Origin of the sequence: Halobacillus sp. Marseille-Q1614 (assembly GCF_902809865.1) — a bacterium.
Classification (GTDB): Bacteria; Bacillota; Bacilli; order Bacillales; family Halobacillaceae; genus Halobacillus_A.
Genome location: NZ_CADDWH010000001.1, coordinates 2,477,650 through 2,499,286, shown reverse-complemented (window position 1 = coordinate 2,499,286; position 21,637 = coordinate 2,477,650). Strand labels below are relative to the sequence as shown.

The 21,637-nt window shown below is 44.8% G+C and carries 18 protein-coding genes; 17 read left to right on the top strand and 1 reads right to left on the bottom strand.

All coding sequences use genetic code 11. The features are described from left to right. From HUS26_RS12550 to hutH, 17 genes are all read left to right on the top strand, one after another. Nucleotides 1-525, top strand: a complete 525-nt coding sequence (locus HUS26_RS12550; RefSeq protein WP_173917477.1) for a ubiquinol-cytochrome c reductase iron-sulfur subunit — start codon at nt 1-3, stop codon at nt 523-525. Next, a complete protein-coding gene (locus tag HUS26_RS12545; RefSeq protein WP_173917476.1) occupies nt 515-721 on the top strand; it encodes a hypothetical protein in 207 nt (68 codons plus the stop codon). The genes HUS26_RS12550 and HUS26_RS12545 overlap by 11 nt, the downstream gene beginning before the upstream one ends. Further along, entirely contained in the window at nt 708-1,037 is a 330-nt protein-coding gene (locus HUS26_RS12540; protein WP_173917475.1) for a hypothetical protein, read from the top strand. The genes HUS26_RS12545 and HUS26_RS12540 overlap by 14 nt, the downstream gene beginning before the upstream one ends. Beyond that, nucleotides 1,006-1,293, top strand: a complete 288-nt coding sequence (locus HUS26_RS12535; RefSeq protein WP_173917474.1) for a hypothetical protein — start codon at nt 1,006-1,008, stop codon at nt 1,291-1,293. The genes HUS26_RS12540 and HUS26_RS12535 overlap by 32 nt, the downstream gene beginning before the upstream one ends. Beyond that, nucleotides 1,286-2,806 (top strand): nitrate/nitrite transporter, encoded by a 1,521-nt coding sequence (locus HUS26_RS12530; protein WP_173917473.1) that lies wholly within the window; start codon nt 1,286-1,288, stop codon nt 2,804-2,806. Before HUS26_RS12535 ends, HUS26_RS12530 begins: the two co-directional genes overlap by 8 nt. A gap of 717 nt (nt 2,807-3,523) precedes the next feature. After that, nucleotides 3,524-4,423, top strand: a complete 900-nt coding sequence (locus tag HUS26_RS12525; RefSeq protein WP_173917472.1) for an endonuclease I family protein — start codon at nt 3,524-3,526, stop codon at nt 4,421-4,423. Between the two features lie 25 nt (nt 4,424-4,448). After that, entirely contained in the window at nt 4,449-6,239 is a 1,791-nt protein-coding gene (locus tag HUS26_RS12520) for a sigma 54-interacting transcriptional regulator (RefSeq protein ID WP_254434193.1), read from the top strand. Between the two features lie 128 nt (nt 6,240-6,367). Next, nucleotides 6,368-7,567, top strand: a complete 1,200-nt coding sequence (locus HUS26_RS12515; protein WP_305792005.1) for an iron-containing alcohol dehydrogenase — start codon at nt 6,368-6,370, stop codon at nt 7,565-7,567. A 23-nt stretch (nt 7,568-7,590) separates the two neighbouring features. Next, a complete protein-coding gene (locus tag HUS26_RS12510) occupies nt 7,591-8,940 on the top strand; it encodes a GntP family permease (protein ID WP_173917471.1) in 1,350 nt (449 codons plus the stop codon). 72 nt (nt 8,941-9,012) lie between these two features. After that, a complete protein-coding gene (locus HUS26_RS12505; protein WP_173917470.1) occupies nt 9,013-10,473 on the top strand; it encodes a CoA-acylating methylmalonate-semialdehyde dehydrogenase in 1,461 nt (486 codons plus the stop codon). Nucleotides 10,474-10,571: 98 nt separating this feature from the next. Next, nucleotides 10,572-12,017 carry an AraC family transcriptional regulator gene (locus HUS26_RS12500; protein WP_254434292.1) on the top strand — a complete coding sequence of 482 codons (1,446 nt, stop codon included), beginning with the start codon at nt 10,572-10,574 and terminating at the stop codon, nt 12,015-12,017. Nucleotides 12,018-12,294: 277 nt separating this feature from the next. Next, nucleotides 12,295-13,965, top strand: coding sequence for a urocanate hydratase (hutU, locus tag HUS26_RS12495; RefSeq protein WP_173917468.1), 1,671 nt, complete (start codon nt 12,295-12,297; stop codon nt 13,963-13,965). A 13-nt stretch (nt 13,966-13,978) separates the two neighbouring features. Beyond that, nucleotides 13,979-15,241: an imidazolonepropionase gene (gene hutI / locus HUS26_RS12490; protein ID WP_173917467.1), complete on the top strand. Its 1,263-nt coding sequence runs from the start codon at nt 13,979-13,981 to the stop codon at nt 15,239-15,241. Continuing rightward, nucleotides 15,238-16,242 (top strand): agmatinase family protein, encoded by a 1,005-nt coding sequence (locus HUS26_RS12485; RefSeq protein WP_173917466.1) that lies wholly within the window; start codon nt 15,238-15,240, stop codon nt 16,240-16,242. Before hutI ends, HUS26_RS12485 begins: the two co-directional genes overlap by 4 nt. A 274-nt stretch (nt 16,243-16,516) precedes the next feature. Then, nucleotides 16,517-17,845, top strand: a complete 1,329-nt coding sequence (locus tag HUS26_RS12480) for a YjiH family protein (protein ID WP_173917465.1) — start codon at nt 16,517-16,519, stop codon at nt 17,843-17,845. Between the two features lie 118 nt (nt 17,846-17,963). After that, complete coding sequence (gene hutP, locus HUS26_RS12475) at nt 17,964-18,404, top strand: hut operon transcriptional regulator HutP (protein ID WP_173917464.1); 441 nt, start codon at nt 17,964-17,966, stop codon at nt 18,402-18,404. 106 nt (nt 18,405-18,510) lie between these two features. Further along, nucleotides 18,511-20,028 (top strand): histidine ammonia-lyase, encoded by a 1,518-nt coding sequence (gene hutH / locus HUS26_RS12470; RefSeq protein ID WP_173917463.1) that lies wholly within the window; start codon nt 18,511-18,513, stop codon nt 20,026-20,028. Nucleotides 20,029-20,238: 210 nt separating this feature from the next. Here the strand turns inward: hutH and HUS26_RS12465 are convergent, their stop codons facing one another. Then, nucleotides 20,239-21,519, bottom strand: coding sequence for an SGNH/GDSL hydrolase family protein (locus HUS26_RS12465; RefSeq protein WP_254434192.1), 1,281 nt, complete (start codon nt 21,517-21,519; stop codon nt 20,239-20,241). Nucleotides 21,520-21,637: the final 118 nt, after the last annotated feature.

Genomic DNA, 21,637 nt, shown 5'->3' with positions numbered 1-21,637 from the left:
ATGACAGATCGAAATGATAACATCCCATTTGATGAAGATAACTATACCCATAATATCAATCGAAATAATGAGCGGATGCTGGATCGAAGAGGCTTTATGAAAACATTAGCTGGAGCGGCAGGTCTATTTGCGGTGTCTACCCTGCCTTGGGGAGCCGTTGCAGCCAAAGAGTTAATGGGCCTTGGCAATAAAGAATATCCTCACCAAAAAATTGCGGATGTAAAAGACGTAGCACCAGGAGAGTCTGTGAAATTTACTTTTCCAAGCGAGCATGACAGCGCCCTGCTCATCCGCCTGAGTGAAAATAACTATGTTGCTTATCAAAATGCTTGTACCCATCTAAGGTGTCCCGTCTACTGGGTGGAAGAAGAGAGGGAGATGATCTGCCCGTGTCACCACGGAAAGTTTGATGCGTTTACGGGAGCTCCTACAGCAGGACCGCCTAGACGGCCGCTCCCGGAAATAGAAGTGAAGGTGGACAATGGCAGCATCTATGCGGTAAGGGTGAAGCGATATGAAGCGTAGCTATTGGGGAGTTCTGGCTCTTAGTTTTATCCTTTTGCTTAATATCGTTTTTACTCAATTAGTCGTTCATCAGTTTTTTTATGAAAATTATTGGACGACGCTTGTGTATGCCGCATGTAACCTTCTTTTATTTCCTGCGGCACTAATCATTTATAAAAAAGAAAGAGACAGGGGTGCCGAACATGAAAATAAATGAAACGTATTTAGATTTCTGTTTTATACAAGAGACAACGGGCAGCCTGGCCGGTGATGTGAACAATATGTTCAAACGTATCTTCAGCGGCCAGCGGTTAAATTGGTATATGGATGAGAAGTCAGAAGATGGAATAGAAGTGGTCGTTGCTGAGGTGAAAGGAATGAGCAGCTGGACTTCCGTGGAAGAAGTAATTCACCACCTTGATGAAAATGCCGGAGAAGAATTCTGGGAAACACTGCAAGGTTATCAGTTTAATGTTTATCCAGCAGGGGGGTGCAGCAGCTGTGGGCAGCGTGAGAGTCGAAGAATTAATTGAGTTTGTTTCTGAAACTGTTCAGGTATGTATTCATGGCTGGGAAGGGGAAGACCGGGCCCCTTGGGCAGATAAATATATCGCAAAGGTTGAGAGATGCCCAGACGCTACGCATGTACGTGTCTATTTTGATGATTTCTATTTTCTAGCCGTTCCTCTTAACAGTGAAGTTGAGAGAGCCGCCGGAGAATGGTCAGCTTTTGATCAGAGAACAGGCCTGTCTTATGTCATTCGATATAAGGAGAAGGAAAATGTATAAACTTCAGCTTCCATTACAAACATTAAATCTTGTAACTGGATTCATGGTTTGGGTGCTGATCTCCTCATTGCTGCCTTTTATTACTGAAGATATCGCCATTGCTCCAGACCAAGTGGCTTGGGTGACCGCCGTTCCGGTAATATTAGGGTCGCTCCTGCGTATTCCAATGGGGTATTTCGCCAACTTGTTTGGGGCTCGTCTAGTCTTTATTGCAAGCTTCTTGTTTTTACTATTTCCTGTTTATTACCTTAGTGAGGCGGATACATTTGTTGATTTGCTGATCGGGGGATTATTTCTAGGGGTAGGAGGTGCGGTGTTTTCAGTGGGGGTGACGTCCCTTCCGAAGTACTATGAGAAGTCAAAACACGGATTCGTCAACGGTATTTATGGGGCAGGAAATATTGGTACGGCCTTGACCGCTTTTTCCGCCCCCGTTGTGGCTGCTAGTTTCGGCTGGTCATTTACGATTAAACTCTATATGGGATTACTGCTCATTTTTGTGATCTTAAACTTTTTTCTGGGAGATAAACAGGAAACTCGAGTGAAGTCTCCGTTGGCCGATCAGATAAAAGGGATTTATCGAAATGAGAAATTGTGGCTTTTCTGCCTTTTTTACTTTATTACCTTCGGATCTTTCGTTGCATTCACTGTCTACCTTCCGAATTTTCTCGTTGCTAATTTTGCTTTAGATAAAGTGGATGCGGGCTTACGAACAGCAGGATTCATTGCTGTAGCTACCTTCCTGAGGCCTGTTGGCGGCTGGCTGGCCGACCGTTTTCATTCACTTATTCTGCTCATGTACGTATTTGGCGGATTTACTTTGGCGGCAGTGCTGCTATCGTTTGCTCCAAGTATCGGGCTGTACACAGTCGGCTGTATAACAATTGCCGGGTGTGCAGGTGTAGGGAATGGAGTCATTTTTAAACTCGTCCCTATGTATTTTCAAAAACAAGCGGGAATCGCAAACGGAATTGTTTCAGCAATGGGCGGCTTAGGGGGATTCTTCCCGCCATTAATCTTAGCATCTATATACCAGTTGACAGGACATTACGCGATCGGCTTCATGGCGCTCTCACAGGTGGCTTTAGCAAGCTTAATCCTCGTCATTTGGTTGTACTATCAAGATAAGCTTTCCGTATCCCACCAAGTAATGACGACTACACCGCTTGGAATGATGGTCACTGATATAAATGGAAACATTCTTACGGTCAATCCAGCATTCACTAACTTAACAGGCTATACGGCCGAAGAGTCAATTGGCAGCAATCCGAATATGTTAAAGTCAGGGAAACAGCCGGACTCTTTTTATACGGAGATGTGGCAAACGATTAAGACAAAAGGTTATTGGCAGGGGGAAATCTGGAATAAGAGAAAAGACGGAAGTTATTATTTAGAATGGCTTACCATTAACGCTATAAAAGATGATGCAGGCGAAACCATCCAGTATGCTGGAGTATTTAGCGATATGACAGAAAAAATAAGCCACCAGGATGAAGGCCAGTTAGTTGAATAAATTACGATCGAAAGCTCTGCTTGAAAAATAAGCAGAGCTTCAGCTTGTAGAGAAACCTCATGCTTTTTAGATGACCGACTTATCTTTTAAAGGATAGTGCAAAGGGCTCCGGGAAACTGATCGCTTTCCTTGGGCGTACGGTGAGCTTCCTTAAGGCTTAGCCTTTTAGGGATCTCACCCTGTACTTTCTTCCCAAAGGAGTCTCCCCGTTTCCCTTCGCCCCTATCCTGATAAATTTTCTCTTTCGTTCTATTGGCTCTCTTCCCGGTGTCTACGCTCTTAAGGATGCAGGAGACCTGGTGAAAGGTCAGCTGATTCCTTTTCTCGTATGAATAGGATTCCATTCACCTTCCCCCTTGTAATGGGGAGGGAAGTATCGAGACTCCTACGGGACAAGCAAGACTGGCAAGACACCACAGGGCTTAAAAGCCCGAGGAGGCTTGCCGTCTTCCCCGTGGAAAGCGAGGTGGTTCCCGACCCATTCGTCCCCTTTTATGACCAATGGAATCCCGCCAACCACGCTAGAGGAAACTCCATGAGAAAAAACTGGTGCCTGAAGCTCTGCTTGAGAAATAAGCAGAGCTTTTTTGTTTAACTAGAAAATTTTTGCAGGGAATTCTCTGGCATTTGAAGAAACTCTTATTTATAGCGGTGCGGTGAAGGCGGGATCCCTAAAGCCAGACAATCGCACCCTGACTTCAAAAGGAGGAATCGAAATTGGCGATAAGTGCTCATGAAAAAGAGGAGCTCCTTTCTGTAACTACAGATTCCGAGCGGTTAAGCAATATCCTCACTAAGGCTGTTAAAACGAAGAAAGAACTTCAGGATAATGAGAAGCCCTACTATGACAGGGAGAAAGATAAGCAGGCAGTAGAACAATACTATAAATCTATTAATCTTGAACAAATAAATATAAACGAGTTAGGAAAACTGCTGAAGGAAACTCACAGCCGTCCGCTCCGCTATGATCCGAGTGAATATGTGTATCCCTGGGTTGATTTACGTCCTGACGGCAAGTTAAAGAGCATTTATTCCGGGGAGAATCGTGAAGTAGAAGACGTTATCAAGGAAGACTATGAAACTTCTATTAAGCGTGAAGAAGCAATTGAGATGGCGGAAGCAGTGGAACAGGACCAAGTGAAGGTGTTAGAACAGATTGCCAGTAAGTTTAAATATAACTGTGAGCATGTCGTTCCGCAGTCTTGGTTTGACAAGCAAGAGCCTATGCGGGGAGATCTGCATCATCTCTTCACGTGTGAACCAGTATGTAACTCGATTCGCAGTAACTACCCGTATCATGATTTTAAAGATTATGAGCCGGAAAAAATGAAGGTCAGCCGGATAGAAGATAAGTGTGGAAAAGCTGAGGAAGAATTGTTTGAGCCTGAGTTTGCAAAAGGAACCGCAGCCAGAGCGATGCTTTATTTTTTAGTCCGGTATCCTGAAAAAATTGAGAAGGAACATAAAGATAAAATAGATATCGAACTTCTATTTAAATGGCACAATGGAGATCCGCCCGCGGAATATGAACTTCACCGCAATCAAGCCATCTATGAGATTCAAGGCAACCGCAACCCTTTTATAGATTTTCCCGATAAAATTACAGCTTTAAAATAGCAGCTATGCAGAGAAGGTGAGAACTGTGCAAAATGAATACCTTCAAGACTTAGAGGTAAATAATGAGGAGAAATTACTGAAGGTCGAGAACTGGATGTCTCCACTGCCCTTTTATATAACGATAGAAAAAACAGCAAGAGAAGCGGCTGGGAAAATGGAAGAGCTGGATCTTGACTGTCTTCCGGTAATTGATAAGAATCGCTTCCCTGTTGGTGTCCTGACTGCAAAATCACTACTGCATCGATTTGTGCGCGGCGAAATTGATCAGCAGATCGGGAAGGTGCTCACCAATGAAAAGAGTTCGGTCGTTTCCTGCCAGGATTCTCTTCTTGATGTCATGAAACTACCGTCTGAGCAATTTTGTGTGGTTGATCATAAAGGGGAATTGGCAGGAACGCTTTCTAAAAGTGAAATGATCGAGGGACTTTCCCGGCTGGTAAATGACCTTAACGAAAAGGAACATACGGCTGAAATATTGAGTGAAATCCTTGAGAGTACGTATGAAGGGATAGCCGTTGTCGATGAGCACGGGATCTTGCTAGAATTTAATGAGGCCTACAGCCGGTTTACAGGGATCGACAAAAAAGACGCTGTCGGCCGCCATGTGAGGGACGTCATCGACAACACTCATCTCCCGGAAACACTGAAAACAGGAATGCCTGAACGCGGCGTTATTCAATATATTCAAGGCCAGGCTATGATTGTTCACCGTCTGCCTATCTGGAAGAATAATAAAGTCGTAGGAGCTATCGGTATACTGATTTTCGAAGGTGTTTCTGAAGTCTACCGTATTTACGAAAGAATCCAGAAGAATTCAACGGAGAATCAGGAGAGTCAGCCTTACTTATCAAATGAAAAACTGTCAAAAAATAAGATGACATTAGATCGGATCATCGGCGACAGTGAAAGTGCGGCCAACATTAAGCGACTCGCCCGTAAAGTTGCCAAGACGAATGTGACGGTTTTAATATCCGGAGAAAGCGGGACAGGAAAAGAGATGTATGCAAGAGGAATTCATCATTTAAGTTCTCTGTCACCAGGTCCATTTATTTGTGTGAACTGCGGAGCCATACCTGAGGCCTTATTTGAATCAGAATTGTTCGGTTATGAAGAAGGAGCTTTTACAGGAGCGAAAAAAGGAGGCAAACCGGGTAAATTCGAATTAGCGGCAAATGGAACGCTCTTTCTTGATGAAATCGGGGAGATGCCTTTAATGATGCAGACGAAGCTCCTTCGAGTGCTTCAGGAAAAAGAAGTGGGACGTATTGGGTCTGTGAAGGAACAGCCGATCGAGTTAAGAATTATTGCCGCAACTAATCGGAACTTAAAGGAAATGGTAGCTGAAGGAACCTTCCGGGAGGATCTTTATTATCGAATCAACGTTATTGAGATTCCTATTCCGCCGCTGCGGGACCGCTCAGAAGACATTCCTCAGCTTGTGTCTACCTATTTAGCAGATCTTTGTGAGAAGCATCAATTACCGGAAAAAGTGATAACTTCTGAAGCTATGAAAGCTTTCCTGTGCTATTCTTGGCCGGGAAATATAAGAGAGGTCATAAATACATTAGAAAAACTCGTCGTCCTGGTGGATAGAAAAACCATTGAGCTTAAGGACCTCCCATCTGTTATGAAAAATGGAGTGACGGAAGAAAAGGAAGAAAACGAGGGATTGATGAAGAAAGCTAAAGTGGAAAGCGAAAAAGAACTGATTCGAAATACATTAAGAGAAATGAAAGGAAACAAATCAGAAACAGCAAAGGCATTAGGCATTCACCGTACGACCCTTTATCATAAGCTGAAAAAATATGGGTTGTAGCGTTTCAGCAACAGAGTGTAGCTTTTTTCCTACAATCTACCTGGATATGTAAGCGTTATCAAAGGGTTTGAACTTGGCACTTTTTTTGCATCTATAGGGATAAGGGAAAATAAAGGAGTGTGAATATAGTGGAAAGCTATGCTGTGTTAAGAATGCCTCAAACCATTAATTACGGAAGAGGGGCTTTTGAAAAAGTAGGGGAAGAAGCAGCAGGAAAGGGAAAAAGAGCGCTGATTATTAGTGATAAGATTATGGACCAGCTCGGTTATGTCAGGGAAGGACGTAATCATCTGGATCAGGCGAATGTGGAAAGTGTCGTTTATTTAGGTGTTGAATCGGAGCCGACTGATATTTATGTCGAGGAAGCTCTAACATTATGTAAAAAAGAAAAATGCGATGTCATCATTTCCATTGGGGGCGGCAGCTGCATTGATACAGCAAAGGCTGTTTCCATACTTGCCACTAATGGCGGGTATATTGGAGATTATATGGGTGGTAAAAAAATAGCGGGTACCGATCCGATTCCGCACATTGCTGTACCGACGACAGCGGGCACGGGGTCAGAGGCTACAGATGCTACCATCATCACAAACACAGTCAGTGATGTAAAGATGATGATTAAGCAGCCTGCCTTTATGCCGAATATTGCGATTGTTGATCCGCTGCTGACGATCTCTTCACCGCAGCATGTAACGGCTGCGACCGGAGTGGATGCCCTCAGTCATGCAGTAGAAGCCTATATTTCAAGAAAGTCTCATCCAATGACAGACGTGATTGCTTTATCTGCGATGAAGCTGATCATAGATAACATTGAAAAAGCTTATGAGCATGGAGATGATCTCGAAGCGAGGGAAGCGATGTGCTTAGGGTCCCTGCAGGCAGGGATTGCTTTTTCCAATTCTTCGGTCTGTTTAGTACATGGCATGTCCCGTCCGATTGGGGCTTTATTTCACGTTCCTCATGGTTATTCCAACGCGATGCTTCTGCCGGCCGTGCTGGAATTTAGTAAAAATGACGCGGTTGAACGGCTTGGCGATGTAGGGGCTATTTTTATGAAAGAAGAGGAAGAGTATACAATGGAAGAGGCAGCTGACCTGGCTGTTGACTCTGTTAAAAAGCTCTGTCTCAAATTAAACATCCCTAATCTAAACGGGTGGGGAATTGATAAACAGGAATTTGAAAGCGTTATCAATAAAATGGCATCCGATGCTTTAGCCAGCGGAAGTCCAGCCAACAATCCGCGGGTCCCCCGGCAGTCTGAAATAGCAGACTTATACAAAGTCTGCTATGACTATAATTTTTCAACAGCGAGCAGAGTTGCCAGATAATTCATGATGGGGGGGAAGCCAGGATGGATATTATTGGAATGCTGGGGCTGATAGCCTCACTCGTTTTACTTATTTATTTAACAATGAAAGGAATAAACATCATCATTGCAGCCATTCTCAGCTCTGTTGTCGTTGCGGTAACAGGCGGGCTGAATTTAGAAACTGCTATTACTGAAAACTATATGGAAGGTTTTACAGGTTACTTTGCATCCTGGTTTTTAGTGTTTTTACTAGGAGCTATATTCGGAAAGATCATGCAGGAAACAAAGTCAGCAGAAAGTATTGCCCAATGGATTAAAAATACGTTTGGCGCAAAGCGGGCTGTTTTTGCGGTAGTAGCCGCAGCCGCCATCATGACCTATGGAGGGGTTAGTCTATTTGTCGTTGGCTTTGCAGTCTACCCGATTGCTGTATCCTTGTTCAGAACAGCAGATTTACCGCACAGATTTATACCTGCTGCTCTTGTGTTTGGGTCGGTATCATTTACGATGACATCTCCCGGATCTCCAGAAATTCAGAATATTATTCCTACAGAATTTTTTGGGACAACGCCTACTGCCGGAGGGATCATTGGTGTTTTAATAGGCCTGTCTATTATGGTATCAGGCGGGTTATGGCTTGGGCGCATGGTGAGAAAAGCTTCGGCTGACGGCGAAACGTTTATGCTCCCATCGGAAGCTGCAGCAGGAAAAAATGAAACAGCGTCTGCTGTGGAAGCGAGAACGGAAGAAAATCTGGACCCTGAAGCTCAAGCTCTGCCGAATATTATAGTATCTGTTTTGCCATTAGTACTGGTTATTGTGCTCTTAAATATATTAGGTCAATTTATGAATCCTACCACCGCCTTGTTGATTGCATTAACATTGGGGATATTTTTAGCCTGCACCATGATGTATAAGTTTTTAATAGAATTCTGGGGATCGCTTGCCGCAGGGACACAGAATGCTTTGGTGGCTTTGGCCAATACTTGTGCGGTTGTCGGATTCGGAAGTGTGGCTGCCCAGGTCTCCGCATTCGATAGTTTAGTTGATGGCCTTGTTAACATGCCGGGGCCTCCTCTGCTCAGTCTGGCAGTAGGGGTAACTCTCATTTGCGGACTTACAGGCTCAGCATCTGGCGGATTAGGAATCGCCCTCCCGATCCTTGCTCCCCTCTACATGGCTCAAGGATTAAATCCAGGAGAAATGCACAGGGTGGCCGCTTTAGCTTCAGGCGGGATGGACTCCCTGCCGCACAATGGATATGTCGTTACGACAATACGTGCAATTTGTGGAGAGTCTCATAAGAGAGCCTATAAACCTGTCTTTATATTAAGTGTGCTGATTCCATTAGCAGCTATGTTCTTAGCTGTAATAGTTTATTCTATTTTTTAATTTTATGAGCTTAATAGAGAGGGAATCCGCTCCCTTTTCAAACAGAACAAATTTAATAAAGGAGAGGATCATATGACACAAACAACTGTAAAGGAAATTAAAAACTATATCGGCGGTGAGTGGGTGGAAGCAGCCACCACCAGGACGGAGGAAGTATATAATCCGGCAACGGGAGAAGTTATCGCTCATGTGCCAATTTCAACACAGGAAGATGTGGACAGGGCCGTGCAGAGCGCGAAGGAAGCATTTCAGGAGTGGAAAGAGGTAGCTGTACCGCGCAGAGCACGAATTCTGTTTAAGTTCCAGCAGCTGCTTGTTGATCATTGGGATGAGCTGGCGGAGATTGTTACAATAGAAAACGGAAAAAACTTTAAAGAGGCAAAAGGCGAGGTTCAGCGCGGAATTGAGAATGTTGAATTTGCGGCGGGGGCGCCAACGTTAATGATGGGCGATCAGCTGCCTTCTATAGCAGCAGGACTCGATTCAGCCGTTTATCGTTATCCGATTGGAGTCGTCGGAGGGATTACACCATTTAATTTTCCAATGATGGTGCCGGCCTGGATGTTCCCAATGGCGATTGTAACAGGGAATACGTTTGTTCTAAAACCATCCGAACGCACACCGCTGCTCGCCAATCGTCTTGCTGAGCTATTAAAAGAAGCGGGACTGCCTGATGGCGTATTCAACATTGTACACGGTGCGCACGATGTCGTGAACGGACTGCTTGATCATAAAGATGTCCCTGCCATCTCATTTGTAGGCTCACAGCCGGTGGCCGAATATGTGTATAAACGCGGTACGGAGAACTTAAAACGTGTTCAGGCATTAGCAGGTGCGAAAAATCATTCTATCGTATTGGAAGATGCCAACATCGATAATGCGACCACACAGATTTTAAATGCTGCATTTGGATCAGCCGGGGAGCGCTGTATGGCCGCTTCTGTAGTAGCAGTTGAAGAATCGGTGGCTGATGAATTTATTGAAATGCTTAGTCAAAAAGCAAATGAAGTAACGATTGGAAATGGAATGGACGAAGGAATTTTTCTCGGACCAGTCATTCGCGAAAATCACAAAGAACGGACATTGAACTATATCGAAACAGGGGAAAAAGAAGGCGCTACTCTCGTCCGCGATGGTCGGACTGATGAAGAAGCAAGAAGAGAAGGCTATTTTGTAGGACCAACTATTTTTGATAATGTCACAACAGAAATGAAGATCTGGCAGGATGAAATTTTCGCGCCTGTACTTTCTATCACTCGTGTAAGAGATCTGGAGGACGCCGTGAGGTTAACCAATCAGTCCCGCTTTGCTAACGGAGCCTGCTTATTTACGAAGGATGGAGGAAAGGTAAGGCAGTTCCGTGAAACCATTGACGCCGGCATGCTTGGTGTAAATATCGGTGTTCCTGCCCCTATGGCCTTTTTCCCATTCTCGGGATGGAAGGATTCTTTTTACGGAGATTTGCATGCGAATGGAAAAGACGGTCTTGAATTCTATACGAGAAAAAAGGTATTAACATCACGCTGGGTATAAAATCTTCCAGAACCCCTTCTTTAGAAAAGAAGGGGTTTTTCTTATGCTAATATGGAAGTATAAGAAGTCAGGCAGGGAGGTGTACCCATTTGTATAAAATGATGATTGCTGACAGGGATCAGCAGGAAGCGGCGGGTCTTAACTGGCTGGTTGATAAATATTCGTTTCCTATTTCCGAGTCTAAACAGATCTCGGAGCTGGCAGAGGTTATGGCAGTCCTGGAAAATGAGCGCCCGGACGTGCTCTGTCTTGAACTCGATATGGTCCCGGAAGAAAAGTGGGACATGATGAAGACGTTTATTGACCGTTATGTCCATGAAGTGATAGCGGTGACAGCTGAATCTACTTTTGAGCGGGCGATGCAGGCGATGAGTATTAAAGCTTTGGATTTATGGGTCAAGCCGCTGTCTCCAAATTCAGTAAAGCGATCGCTTCAGCAGGCCTTCCATAAGCTTTCGAACAGTGTCCGGGCTTTAGAAGACAATTACTCTGTGCCGTCCATCCGTTACGAATCACTTTTTATGGAAGACCACCTCTCCTTTCAATACCCTGTATATCTCGTGAAAACGGAATCTATGGACGATCTCGCCGTTTTGCGTTCGTTTATCGATCAGTTCGATTTTTATTACCAGCCGCTCGTTTTCTCTACAAGTGACCGGATTGCCCTTGTGTTTCAGGAGTATATTTCTGAACCGTTAAAGCAGGCACAGAACTTTATGCAGGAATGGGATCGTGAAGTTGGAAAGCCGCTCGTGATCGCCGTGCATTCTGAACCAGGGGAAGAATCCCTTCACCAAATTTATATGAAGCTTCGTCAGGTCATGGAGACGACCTTTTTCACCGGATACCAGCAGGTGCTTACAAAAGTATACGAGTGGCAGGACATGGATCCATTTTTAACGATGACAGAGCAGCGGACCTGGGTCTACATGCTCGATGAAGGGCGGAGAGACCAGATCAAAAGCTGGCTCTATGAACAATTCTTTAACATCAATCCTCCTTATCCCGATCCCGGGCTGCTTCGAACGAGGTTAACGAGCATCTTAGCTCAGGTTCGCCGCTTCATGATTCGAAAAGGGATGATAGATGAAGAGAATGAAAAGATGTATAAACGAGTGTTTGACAGTATCTTGTACAGCCCTGTCCTTTATCGGATCGTCCAGGATCTTATCTTGTTTATTAATGATTTACTAGGGGTGATTGCTGAAACGCCGGGCCCTGGGAAAAAGGATGCAATCGAAGAAGCGATTGTATATATGGAAGAACATTATCGAAAGGCTGAATTGACTCTTCAGGACGTAGCCGACCATGTGCAGCGCAATCCTTCTTATTTAAGCTATCTTTTTATGAAGCGATACGGACGTTCATTCCGCGAGGTATTAAGTACGATTCGAATTCAGGAGGCGAAAGAGCTGCTTGTTGCTTCTGATGATACGATTCAGTTAATAGCTGATCAAACGGGTTATTCAAGTCCTAATTATTTCAGCCGGGTATTTAAACAAGCTACCGGTAAGACGCCAAATCAATACCGCCGGCGTCATTAGCACTTGGTTGTACTCCGGGAAGGGCACCTTCCAAATGAAACGGGCTGCCGCTCTTAACCTAAAAGCTGCTTATATAAGCGGCTTTTTTTATTTAGAGATACACTTAAAAATAATAAAATTATATTTTCTAAAATTAGTGCTGTAATAAATGGAGTTTTTAAAGCATATCTTTATCCTTGGCATAAAATGAATCCATTTATTCAAAAGCGGATGGTCTATTTTCTGAAAATTCTAAGTGCTAATCTTTAGATATCAAATGGAAGAGAGGACGGATGAGATGTCTAAAACACAACCAAGCAGAGTGAAACAATACAGCGGTACAGAGCTTCATACAAAGGGATGGATTCAAGAGGCGGCCTTGCGGATGCTGAGTAATAACCTGCACCCTGATGTAGCCGAAAATCCCGATGATCTTGTTGTCTATGGAGGGATTGGCAAAGCTGCCCGCAACTGGGACGCTTATGAAGCTATTGTTGAGTCGCTTCAAAAGCTGGAAAACGATGAAACTTTATTGATCCAGTCTGGAAAACCTGTTGCTGTTTTTCGATCTCATACAGATGCACCAAAAGTGTTAATCGCCAATTCGAATCTCGTACCGGCCTGGGCGGATTGGGAGCATTTTCACGAGCTCGATCGAAAAGGACTCATGATGTATGGACAAATGACGGCAGGCAGCTGGATATATATTGGCAGCCAGGGGATTGTTCAAGGGACGTATGAAACATTTGCCGAATGTGCGAAGCAGCACTTTAAAGACGGCTTAAAAGGGACGATTACATTAACGGCCGGACTTGGAGGAATGGGCGGAGCTCAGCCGTTAGCCGTTACGTTAAATGGCGGCGTTTGTATCGCCATTGAAATAGACCCGCACCGGATTCAGCGCCGGCTGGATACGAAATACTTAGACACTTCTACAGACAGTCTTCAGGAAGCAATTAAACTGGCGGAAGAAGCTCGTCGCCAAAGAAAAGCATTATCTATCGGTCTGTTAGGAAACGCGGCTGAGCTTTTGCCGGAAATGATTGAAAAAGGGTTCGTGCCTGATGTGTTAACAGACCAGACTTCCGCTCATGATCCTCTCAATGGCTATATACCAGTGGATATGACGCTGGAGGCTGCAGCAAAGCTTCGAAAAGCAGATGAAAACAAATATATTCGCCTGTCAAAACAGAGCATTGCGGCTCATGTGAAAGCGATACTTGATATGCAGAGAAAAGGCGCCGTCACTTTTGACTATGGAAACAACATTCGCCAGGTTGCTAAGGATGAAGGAGTGCAGGATGCTTTTAATTTCCCTGGCTTTGTACCTGCCTATATCCGTCCACAGTTCTGTGAAGGAAAGGGGCCGTTTCGATGGGTAGCTTTATCAGGAGATCCGGAAGATATTTATAAGACGGATGAAGTGATTTTACGGGAGTTCAGCTATAATAAGCACCTTTGCAATTGGATACGTATGGCTCGGGAAAAAATTAGTTTTCAAGGATTGCCGGCTAGGATTTGCTGGCTCGGTTACGGCGAAAGAGCCCGCTTTGGGAAAATCATTAATGATATGGTAGCAAGCGGGGAGTTAAACGCTCCAATTGTTATTGGTCGTGATCACCTGGATTCAGGGTCGGTTGCCTCGCCAAACCGTGAGACAGAAGCGATGAAAGACGGCAGTGATGCGGTCGCGGACTGGCCGATTTTAAATGCAATGATCAACAGTGTGGGCGGTGCCAGCTGGGTGAGTGTCCACCACGGAGGCGGTGTCGGTATGGGGTATTCTCTGCATGCTGGGATGGTTATTGTTGCGGACGGAACGAAGGAAGCCGAGCAGCGTCTTGAACGAGTACTTACGACCGATCCAGGGATGGGAGTGGTCCGCCACGTGGACGCCGGCTATGAATTAGCTGAAAAGACGGCAGTCGAGAAGGGAATTCAAATTCCGATGTTAAAGAAAAAACAGTAGGAGGGTTGTTTCTATGGGAGATTCATTATTAATTAAAAATGCGGCGCAGCTGATTACGATGAAGGGGCATTCGGATAAACCGGCTGTCCGCTCCGCCATGTCGGATTTAGATGTAATTGAAAATGGGGCTGTTTATATCGAAGAAGGAAAAATTTTTGAAGCGGGACCGAGTGAAGAGATCTGTGCGAAATATGAAGCAGATAAGCAGATAGACGCTTCTGGAAAAGTAGTTACGCCAGGATTAATCGATCCGCACACTCACCTCGTCCACGCCGGCACAAGGGAAAATGAGTATGCGATGAGACTTAAAGGAAAAACATACATGGAGATTATGGAAGCTGGCGGAGGAATACATGCCACTACACGGGCGACTCAGGAAGCAAGCCATGAAGAACTTTATGAACAGTCGAAAAAGCGTCTCAATAAATTTTTATTGCACGGGGTTACGACTGTCGAAGCAAAAAGCGGCTATGGACTGACACTTGAACATGAAATGAAGCAGCTTGAAGTAGCCAAAAAGCTGAACGAAGATCACCCGGTAGATATCATTTCTACCTTTATGGGGGCTCACGCAATCCCGATGGCGGAAAAAGAAAACCCAGAGCCGTTTATCGATCGAGTCATTAATGAAATGATTCCGAAGGCAGCGGAGCAGAAGTTGGCCGTGTTCAATGATGTGTTCTGTGAAAGAGGAGTTTTCACCCCGGACCAGTCGAAGCGGATCTTAGAAGCCGGCAAGGAGCATGGCTTAATTCCAAAAATACATGCTGATGAAATCGAGCCTTATGCAGGTGCAGAGTTAGCCGCCTCTGTCGGTGCCATTTCAGCTGATCACCTTTTAAAAGCTTCTGAACAAGGAATTAAGGATATGGCAGAAGCGGGAGTCATCGGAGTACTGCTTCCGGGAACCGCCTTTTTCCTTATGGCTGAATTTGCGCATGCCAGAAAAATGATCGATGCTGGTGTGGCCGTCGCGCTTTCGACCGACGCCAACCCTGGTTCGTCTCCAACGATTTCTCTGCCATTCATTATGAACCTCGGCTGTTTGAAAATGGGGATGACGCCTGAAGAGGTGATCACAGCAACAACCATTAATGCGGCTCATGCGATCGGTCAGGCAAAAGAAGCAGGAAGCTTAGAGGCTGGTAAAAAAGCGGACCTTACGATTTTTGATGTTCCTAACTATTTAACACTTTCCTATCAATACGGTATGAACCATGTAGATACCGTTATAAAAGGTGGTAAGCCGCTGGTAGTGGGAGGACAGCTGCAATGAGCGGGTACCCATATCCGATGCTTGAACCTCCCATGATGATCTATCCGAAGCAGACAGATCAGACGAGAGATTTAAAAGTTCATGAGTGGATCGAAAATGCAGGCAGCTCAACGCCCGAATGGGAGAAGTATGATGTAACCATTCTTGGTGTCCCCCTTTCCAAATCGTCGATCAGCACCTCTGCGGCGAGTGATAACCCTGAAGCGATGCGGCAGGTTTGGAAATCGTTTGGTACCTACAATTTGGATGAAGATATCGATTTAGCTGAGTTGAATGCGATCGATTTAGGAAATGTAAAACAGCATGCTACAGATATTCCTTCAACCCACGAAAAAATTAAAGAAGCGATGGCTGCGATGAGAACTCATCATCCGCACACTCTGCCGATTTCTCTTGGAGGCGACCACTCGATCACCGCCATGCTGATTAAAGGGTGGAAGCAGGTTCATTCTAATGAAACGATAGGAATCCTGCAGCTTGATACCCATTTTGATTTGCGCGATTTAAATGAATTCGGCCCGGCTAATGGTACCCCGATCCGCAATCTGATTGAAAGCGGTGCGGTTAAAGGGGCACATGTTCACAATATTGGGCTTCACGGATTTTTTAATGCAAAAGAACTCAAAGACTATGCCAATGAACACGGCATTAATTATGTGACGATGAAACAGGCGCGGAATAAGAAAATGGCTTTTGTGATCCAAGAGGCTTTAGATCAATTAAGCCAGGAAGTTGATACGATTTATTTAACCGTAGATATGGATGTGCTGGATATCACCCACAATCCGGCAGCTCCAGCAGCGACGCCTGGGGGGATGTATACTCACGAACTATTTGAAGCTGTACAGTTAGCCGGAGAGTATCAGAAGGTAAAAGCGATGGATATCGTCTGTCTGGATCCTCGAAAAGATATAGGAGGCATGGCGGTTAAAAGCGCTGTGCATGTGATGCTCTCATTTTTAACAGGTGTTTGTAAAAGGAAGGGGAGATATTCCTCTTAAGCCGAAGATAACGAGAAATGTTTGACAACGGTCTCCGCCCAAAGGAGCAGCATATTTTCGCTTTGAAGCGAAGGGATCGAATACTACGAGTCTCTGCAGTGCGTTTTTTCGCGAGGAGGCTCGGGCGTTCGTCCGCGAAAAAGGGAATGGTATTCGTCTCCAAAAAGCAAGCTGCAGAGTTAATTAGGTTCACTATAACTTAAGGCGAAGTTATATCATCGCCATTTCTTTTTATAAAATGTTTTCCGAATATTCATACTAAGGAGGAAAGAATATGGAATCTGTCAAAACGGAAACGCCGATTAATCCCACCGTAACTCCTCGTTCTAGTGTCTGGAAATTTTTTATATTCAGCTTCATTGGTGTGGTCACATTTTTTATTCCAATGACGATCAATGGAACTTCTTCTATTTTACTTGACCATATCGTTACTTATCTTCAAACATCGTTCTCTGCTGTTGTCCCTTACTATGCGCTAGCTGTTATTATTTTAGGGGCTGTTTACCCGTTTGCTGCTGGTTCTTGGAATAAAGATGCTGTTAATGTTGTGTTATCTATCTTCAAGGTGCTAGGGGTAGCAGTTGCTTCTATGTTAATTTTCGGTTTCGGACCAGCCTGGCTGTTTAGTCCTGACATGGGACCGTTCCTTTTTGAAAAGCTTGTTATTCCTGTTGGTTTATTAGTTCCAGTTGGTGCCGTGTTTCTAGCGCTACTTGTCGGATACGGCCTTCTTGAATTTATCGGAGTCATTCTTCAGCCTGTTATGCGTCCAATTTGGAAAACTCCCGGGCGCTCAGCTATCGATGCTGTCGCTTCATTTGTCGGGAGTTATTCGATCGGCCTTCTAATTACGAACCGCGTATTTAAAGAAGGAAAATACAATATTAAGGAAGCTACGATTATTGCCACAGGTTTCTCTACCGTTTCTGCTACTTTTATGATCGTTGTAGCGAAAACGCTTGGCTTAATGGACATCTGGAATACGTACTTCTGGGTGACGCTCTTTGTTACTTTTGCAGTTACTGCGATTACCGTCCGGATTTGGCCGCTGAATAAGATGAGTGAAGAATATTATGTAGGGAAAGAAGATCCTGAGGAAGTGATTAAGGTGAATCGGGTAAAAGCTGCGTGGACTCAAGCTATGCAGGCAGCTGAGAAATCTCCTTCCTTAGCTAAAAATGTCTGGATGAACTTAAAAGACGGTTTTATTATGACGATGGCGATTCTTCCCTCGATTTTATCGGTTGGTCTGCTCGGCTTAGTCCTTGCTGAATTTACGCCGGTCTTTGATATTTTAGGGTATATCTTTTATCCATTCACACTGCTGATGCAGGTGCCGGAACCGTTATTGGCTGCCAAAGCTTCTGCTATTGAAATTGCGGAAATGTTTTTACCGGCACTACTCGCAGCAGATGCTCCGCTGGTTACTAAATTTGTAATTGGCACAGTTTCGATATCGGCTGTCTTGTTCTTTTCTGCACTGATTCCTTGTATTCTATCAACAGAAATCCCTGTCAGTATTCCAAAGCTGATCGTCATCTGGATTGAACGGACGATACTTACGATTATTATCGTGACGCCGATCGCCTATCTTTTACTATAAATGATACGAATGAATCGGCCGCACATACGATAAAATATACAATAACATGCCATTGACAACCAATTAAGAAAGCGTTTACAATTTAAGTAGTAAGCAGTTACTAGGTCAGGTGAAAACGATGACTCAAAAAATTCCAATAGGGAAGCTGGCAATGCTTGTAGCATCGCTGACACCCGAAGAGCTGGAGCCGTTTGCTGATCAGTTAAAAGACGTTGACTACTGTCAAGGTAAATCAGGTTCTATGAACATGCAGAAGGTCATATCAGCTGTTGAAACATCAGCGAAGAGAAATCAAATTATTTCGGATGAACTTTATCGTGAAACACATGCTCTCTATCACGCGATTTTAGAAGCGCTGGAAGGCGTTATGCGCGGGCAGATGGCTGCCGGCGATATGATGAGAACCGTAGGACTAAGGTTTGCGATTGTGCGAGGATCGCCATACGAGAAGCTGGATGAAGGAGAATGGCTCGCCGTCGCGTTTTACGGAACCATTGGAGCACCGGTAAAAGGGCTCGAACACGAAACGTTCGGTCTGGGAATAAATCATATAGGGTAGCTGCCTATAGTCAAAAGTTATAAGGAGGCGGCAATGGTATTTGGTATGCCATTGTCGCCTCCTTTTTATTTGAATGAATAGAGCATAGAAAGAAGGGGGAACCAACATGATTGTCTTAAACGGTTTGAACTTAACTTTAGAACAAATGAAGAGAATTTTATATAATAATGAGCCGATTTCTATTGATCCGGCAAGCATGGAGAAAGTAAGACAAAGCCGGGAAGCTGTCGAAAGAATTGTGGCGGTGCAGAAAACGGTATACGGAATAAACACAGGATTTGGGAAGTTCAGCGATGTACGGATTCGTGAGGAAGATGTCGATAACCTCCAGCTTCATTTAATTCGTTCACACGCCTGCGCTCTTGGAGATCCTTTTCCGGAAAAAGTAAGCAAAGCGATGGTCGTTCTGCGGCTGAATGCACTGCTGAAAGGATTTTCCGGCGTAAGACCCTGCATCGTCAACCGCCTGTGTGACCTTGCCAATAATGACCTGATTCCGGTCATCCCTAGTCAAGGATCGCTTGGCGCGTCAGGCGACCTCGCTCCGCTTTCCCACCTTGCTTTAGTTCTGATCGGTGAAGGGGAAGTCCATGATGAAGGAAAAATTAGACCGACAAAGCAGGTTTATCAGGAGCAGGGTTACCTGCCTTTAGATTTAAAAGCGAAGGAGGGGCTTGCACTGATCAATGGCACTCAGGCGATGACGGCGATGGGAGTAGTGAATTATATAGAAGCTGAACGGCTCATCGATCAATGTGATTGGATCGGAGCGATGACGCTTGAGGCTTTAGAAGGAATCATCGATGCATTCCATCCTGCCATTCACGAAGCCCGCGGCTACCCTGAACAAATAGAAGTAGCCAAAAGAATCCGTCATTTGACGCAAGGGAGCAGGCTGATCACACATCAAGGCGAAAAAAGGGTACAGGATGCATACTCCCTCAGGTGCATCCCTCAAGTTCACGGTGCTTCCAGGCAGAGCCTCGGATACGTAAAAGAGAAATTGGAAATTGAAATGAATGCGGCTACGGATAACCCGCTCATCCTCGAAAATGGGCAGACAATCGTCTCAGGAGGGAATTTTCACGGGCAGCCGATTGCTTTAGCGATGGACTTTTTAAAAATATCAGCAGCGGAAATGGCGAATATATCGGAGCGCCGCATCGAAAGGCTGGTCAACCCGCAGTTAAATGATCTGCCGGGCTTTCTAAGTCCTGATCCCGGCCTGCAGTCGGGAGCGATGATCATGCAGTATGCTGCCGCATCGCTCGTGTCGGAAAATAAAACACTTGCTCATCCGGCCAGCGTTGATTCGATTCCTTCCTCCGCTAACCAGGAAGACCATGTCAGTATGGGAACGACGGCAGCCCGCCATTGTTATCAAATCATCAGAAATGCTCAGAAAGTGGCCGCAATTGAATTGATTTGTGCCATGCAGGCGCTTGAGTACCGTGGGATTTCATTAGCATCTGGAAGCGCAAGAGAACTGTTTTCTAAAGGAAGAACAGTAGTCCCTTCGATAACAGAAGATCGAGTTTTTTCAAAGGATATTGAAGCACTGGACGAATGGCTCATTAGCGGCCGGTTTGACTGGTCTGTACAAACGTCATCAGTGGCTAACTAAAAAAGCTATCGTCTGTCGGGGAAATCTCGACAGACGATAGCTTTTTTTACATTACTCTAAGCATATTTGTATCAAATGAGAAGGGTTTAATGTATTGAAAAGAGAAAGTCCGTCAGCATATGAAGAAGATTTCCCTCCACTTAGGTGAAGGGAAGTTTTTCGCTCCCGGATCCTACTTGAAAAATTGTATAAAGATCTCGAGGTTCCAGCTTATTCTTCGAAAATAGAAAGGTCAATCGTTTCTGCAATTTTTTTATATCCTTCATCATTAGGGTGGAGATTGTCTCCGGCATCATATTCAGGGAGAAAGCGCTTTGGCTCTTCAGGGTCCCTGACTGCTTTGTCAAAATCGATCACTCCATCGAATTCTCCGCTCGTTCTGATCCACTCATTGACTTCCTGGCGGGTTTTTTCGCCTTTTTCTGTATACATGCTTGATCCTTTAAAAGGGGTTAAGGTTCCGCCATAAATTTTAAGCCCTTTATCGTGAGTGGCGTCGATGACCTTCTTCATCTGCTCAATAATTTTTTCTGAATCATAGTCAGGGTGATGCCTGATATCGTTTAAGCCTTGGTGAAGAATGACGCCTTCGACTCCTGTCTGGCTGAACACATCCCGATCCAGCCTGTCGAGGGCATTCTCACCTTTTTCCGGCGGGCTGTTAATCAATTGGTTTGCCGAGATGCCTGCATTCAGAACAGACATTTTCACTTCAGCGTCTTCTGAGTTCATACGGTCGGCTAAATAATCAGGCCAGCGATTATTGGCATCTATTTCCGAGTAGTTCCCGTTCGCAATCGAACTTCCTAGGACAACGAGAGCTCCTTTTACCGAAGGATCTGCTGTAACATCTACGGCCTCAAGCCAAAACCATGATTCTTCTTCTGTTTCAAAATTTGAAGCACCGGCTTCGGATACATGATCACCGGAGCTGATGTAGTTTGTCTGCATCGAACGCGGGTGCCAGGTTGCCGGGCCTGTTTTTTCATTTGCATAGATAGACACGGCCAGCTCTTTTTCACTCTTCACCTTTAAAGGAATAGGATCGCTAAACTTTTTCTCTCCTGGAGGAATGGTGACCTTCTCTTTCCCGTCAAAGGTTATCTTTTGGTCGGTATCAGGGTCAATTTCTGCTCCGCCTTTTGATACCGCTGCATGGACTTTCTCAATAGTCAGCGGCTCTTCACCGAAAGCATTCGACAAGCGGATCCGCATTTGATCTCCGTCCATCTGCGGGTGGACAACCATTCTTACGGTTTGATCCTTAAAGCCTTTATGAGAAACCCCATCCTCAAAAGGTGCTTGCATGCTTGCTGCCCAGGCACCTACCCAATCGCCTTTGACAGTCTTTATCTCTGTCTCAAGAGAAGAAGCTCCATCATCGTCCTTACCGATCCAGGCTACATTTATAAAATAGAAAGAAATAATGATGATTCCAATAAGAATATATAGTGCGCGTCGTCTCATTTTTAATTTGCCTTTCTTGTTCATTTGCATATTCTCCTTCAATTGACATCATTCGATATATTTTACCCTTTTATTGGGGGTGAAAACCAGAAAAGATAGCAATCTAAATCGGTGAATAAGCTGATATGATGGATTAGCGCTC

Coding starts and splice junctions, on each gene's coding strand:
- HUS26_RS12510 (WP_173917471.1), top strand. CDS start 7,591: ATGGATATTATTGGAATGCTGGGGCTGATAGCCTCACTCGTTTTACTT.
- HUS26_RS12530 (WP_173917473.1), top strand. CDS start 1,286: ATGTATAAACTTCAGCTTCCATTACAAACATTAAATCTTGTAACTGGA.
- HUS26_RS12505 (WP_173917470.1), top strand. CDS start 9,013: ATGACACAAACAACTGTAAAGGAAATTAAAAACTATATCGGCGGTGAG.
- HUS26_RS12480 (WP_173917465.1), top strand. CDS start 16,517: ATGGAATCTGTCAAAACGGAAACGCCGATTAATCCCACCGTAACTCCT.
- hutI (WP_173917467.1), top strand. CDS start 13,979: ATGGGAGATTCATTATTAATTAAAAATGCGGCGCAGCTGATTACGATG.
- HUS26_RS12540 (WP_173917475.1), top strand. CDS start 708: ATGAAAATAAATGAAACGTATTTAGATTTCTGTTTTATACAAGAGACA.
- hutH (WP_173917463.1), top strand. CDS start 18,511: ATGATTGTCTTAAACGGTTTGAACTTAACTTTAGAACAAATGAAGAGA.
- HUS26_RS12545 (WP_173917476.1), top strand. CDS start 515: ATGAAGCGTAGCTATTGGGGAGTTCTGGCTCTTAGTTTTATCCTTTTG.
- hutP (WP_173917464.1), top strand. CDS start 17,964: ATGACTCAAAAAATTCCAATAGGGAAGCTGGCAATGCTTGTAGCATCG.
- hutU (WP_173917468.1), top strand. CDS start 12,295: ATGTCTAAAACACAACCAAGCAGAGTGAAACAATACAGCGGTACAGAG.
- HUS26_RS12465 (WP_254434192.1), bottom strand. CDS start 21,519: ATGAACAAGAAAGGCAAATTAAAAATGAGACGACGCGCACTATATATT.
- HUS26_RS12550 (WP_173917477.1), top strand. CDS start 1: ATGACAGATCGAAATGATAACATCCCATTTGATGAAGATAACTATACC.
- HUS26_RS12500 (WP_254434292.1), top strand. CDS start 10,572: ATGATGATTGCTGACAGGGATCAGCAGGAAGCGGCGGGTCTTAACTGG.
- HUS26_RS12485 (WP_173917466.1), top strand. CDS start 15,238: ATGAGCGGGTACCCATATCCGATGCTTGAACCTCCCATGATGATCTAT.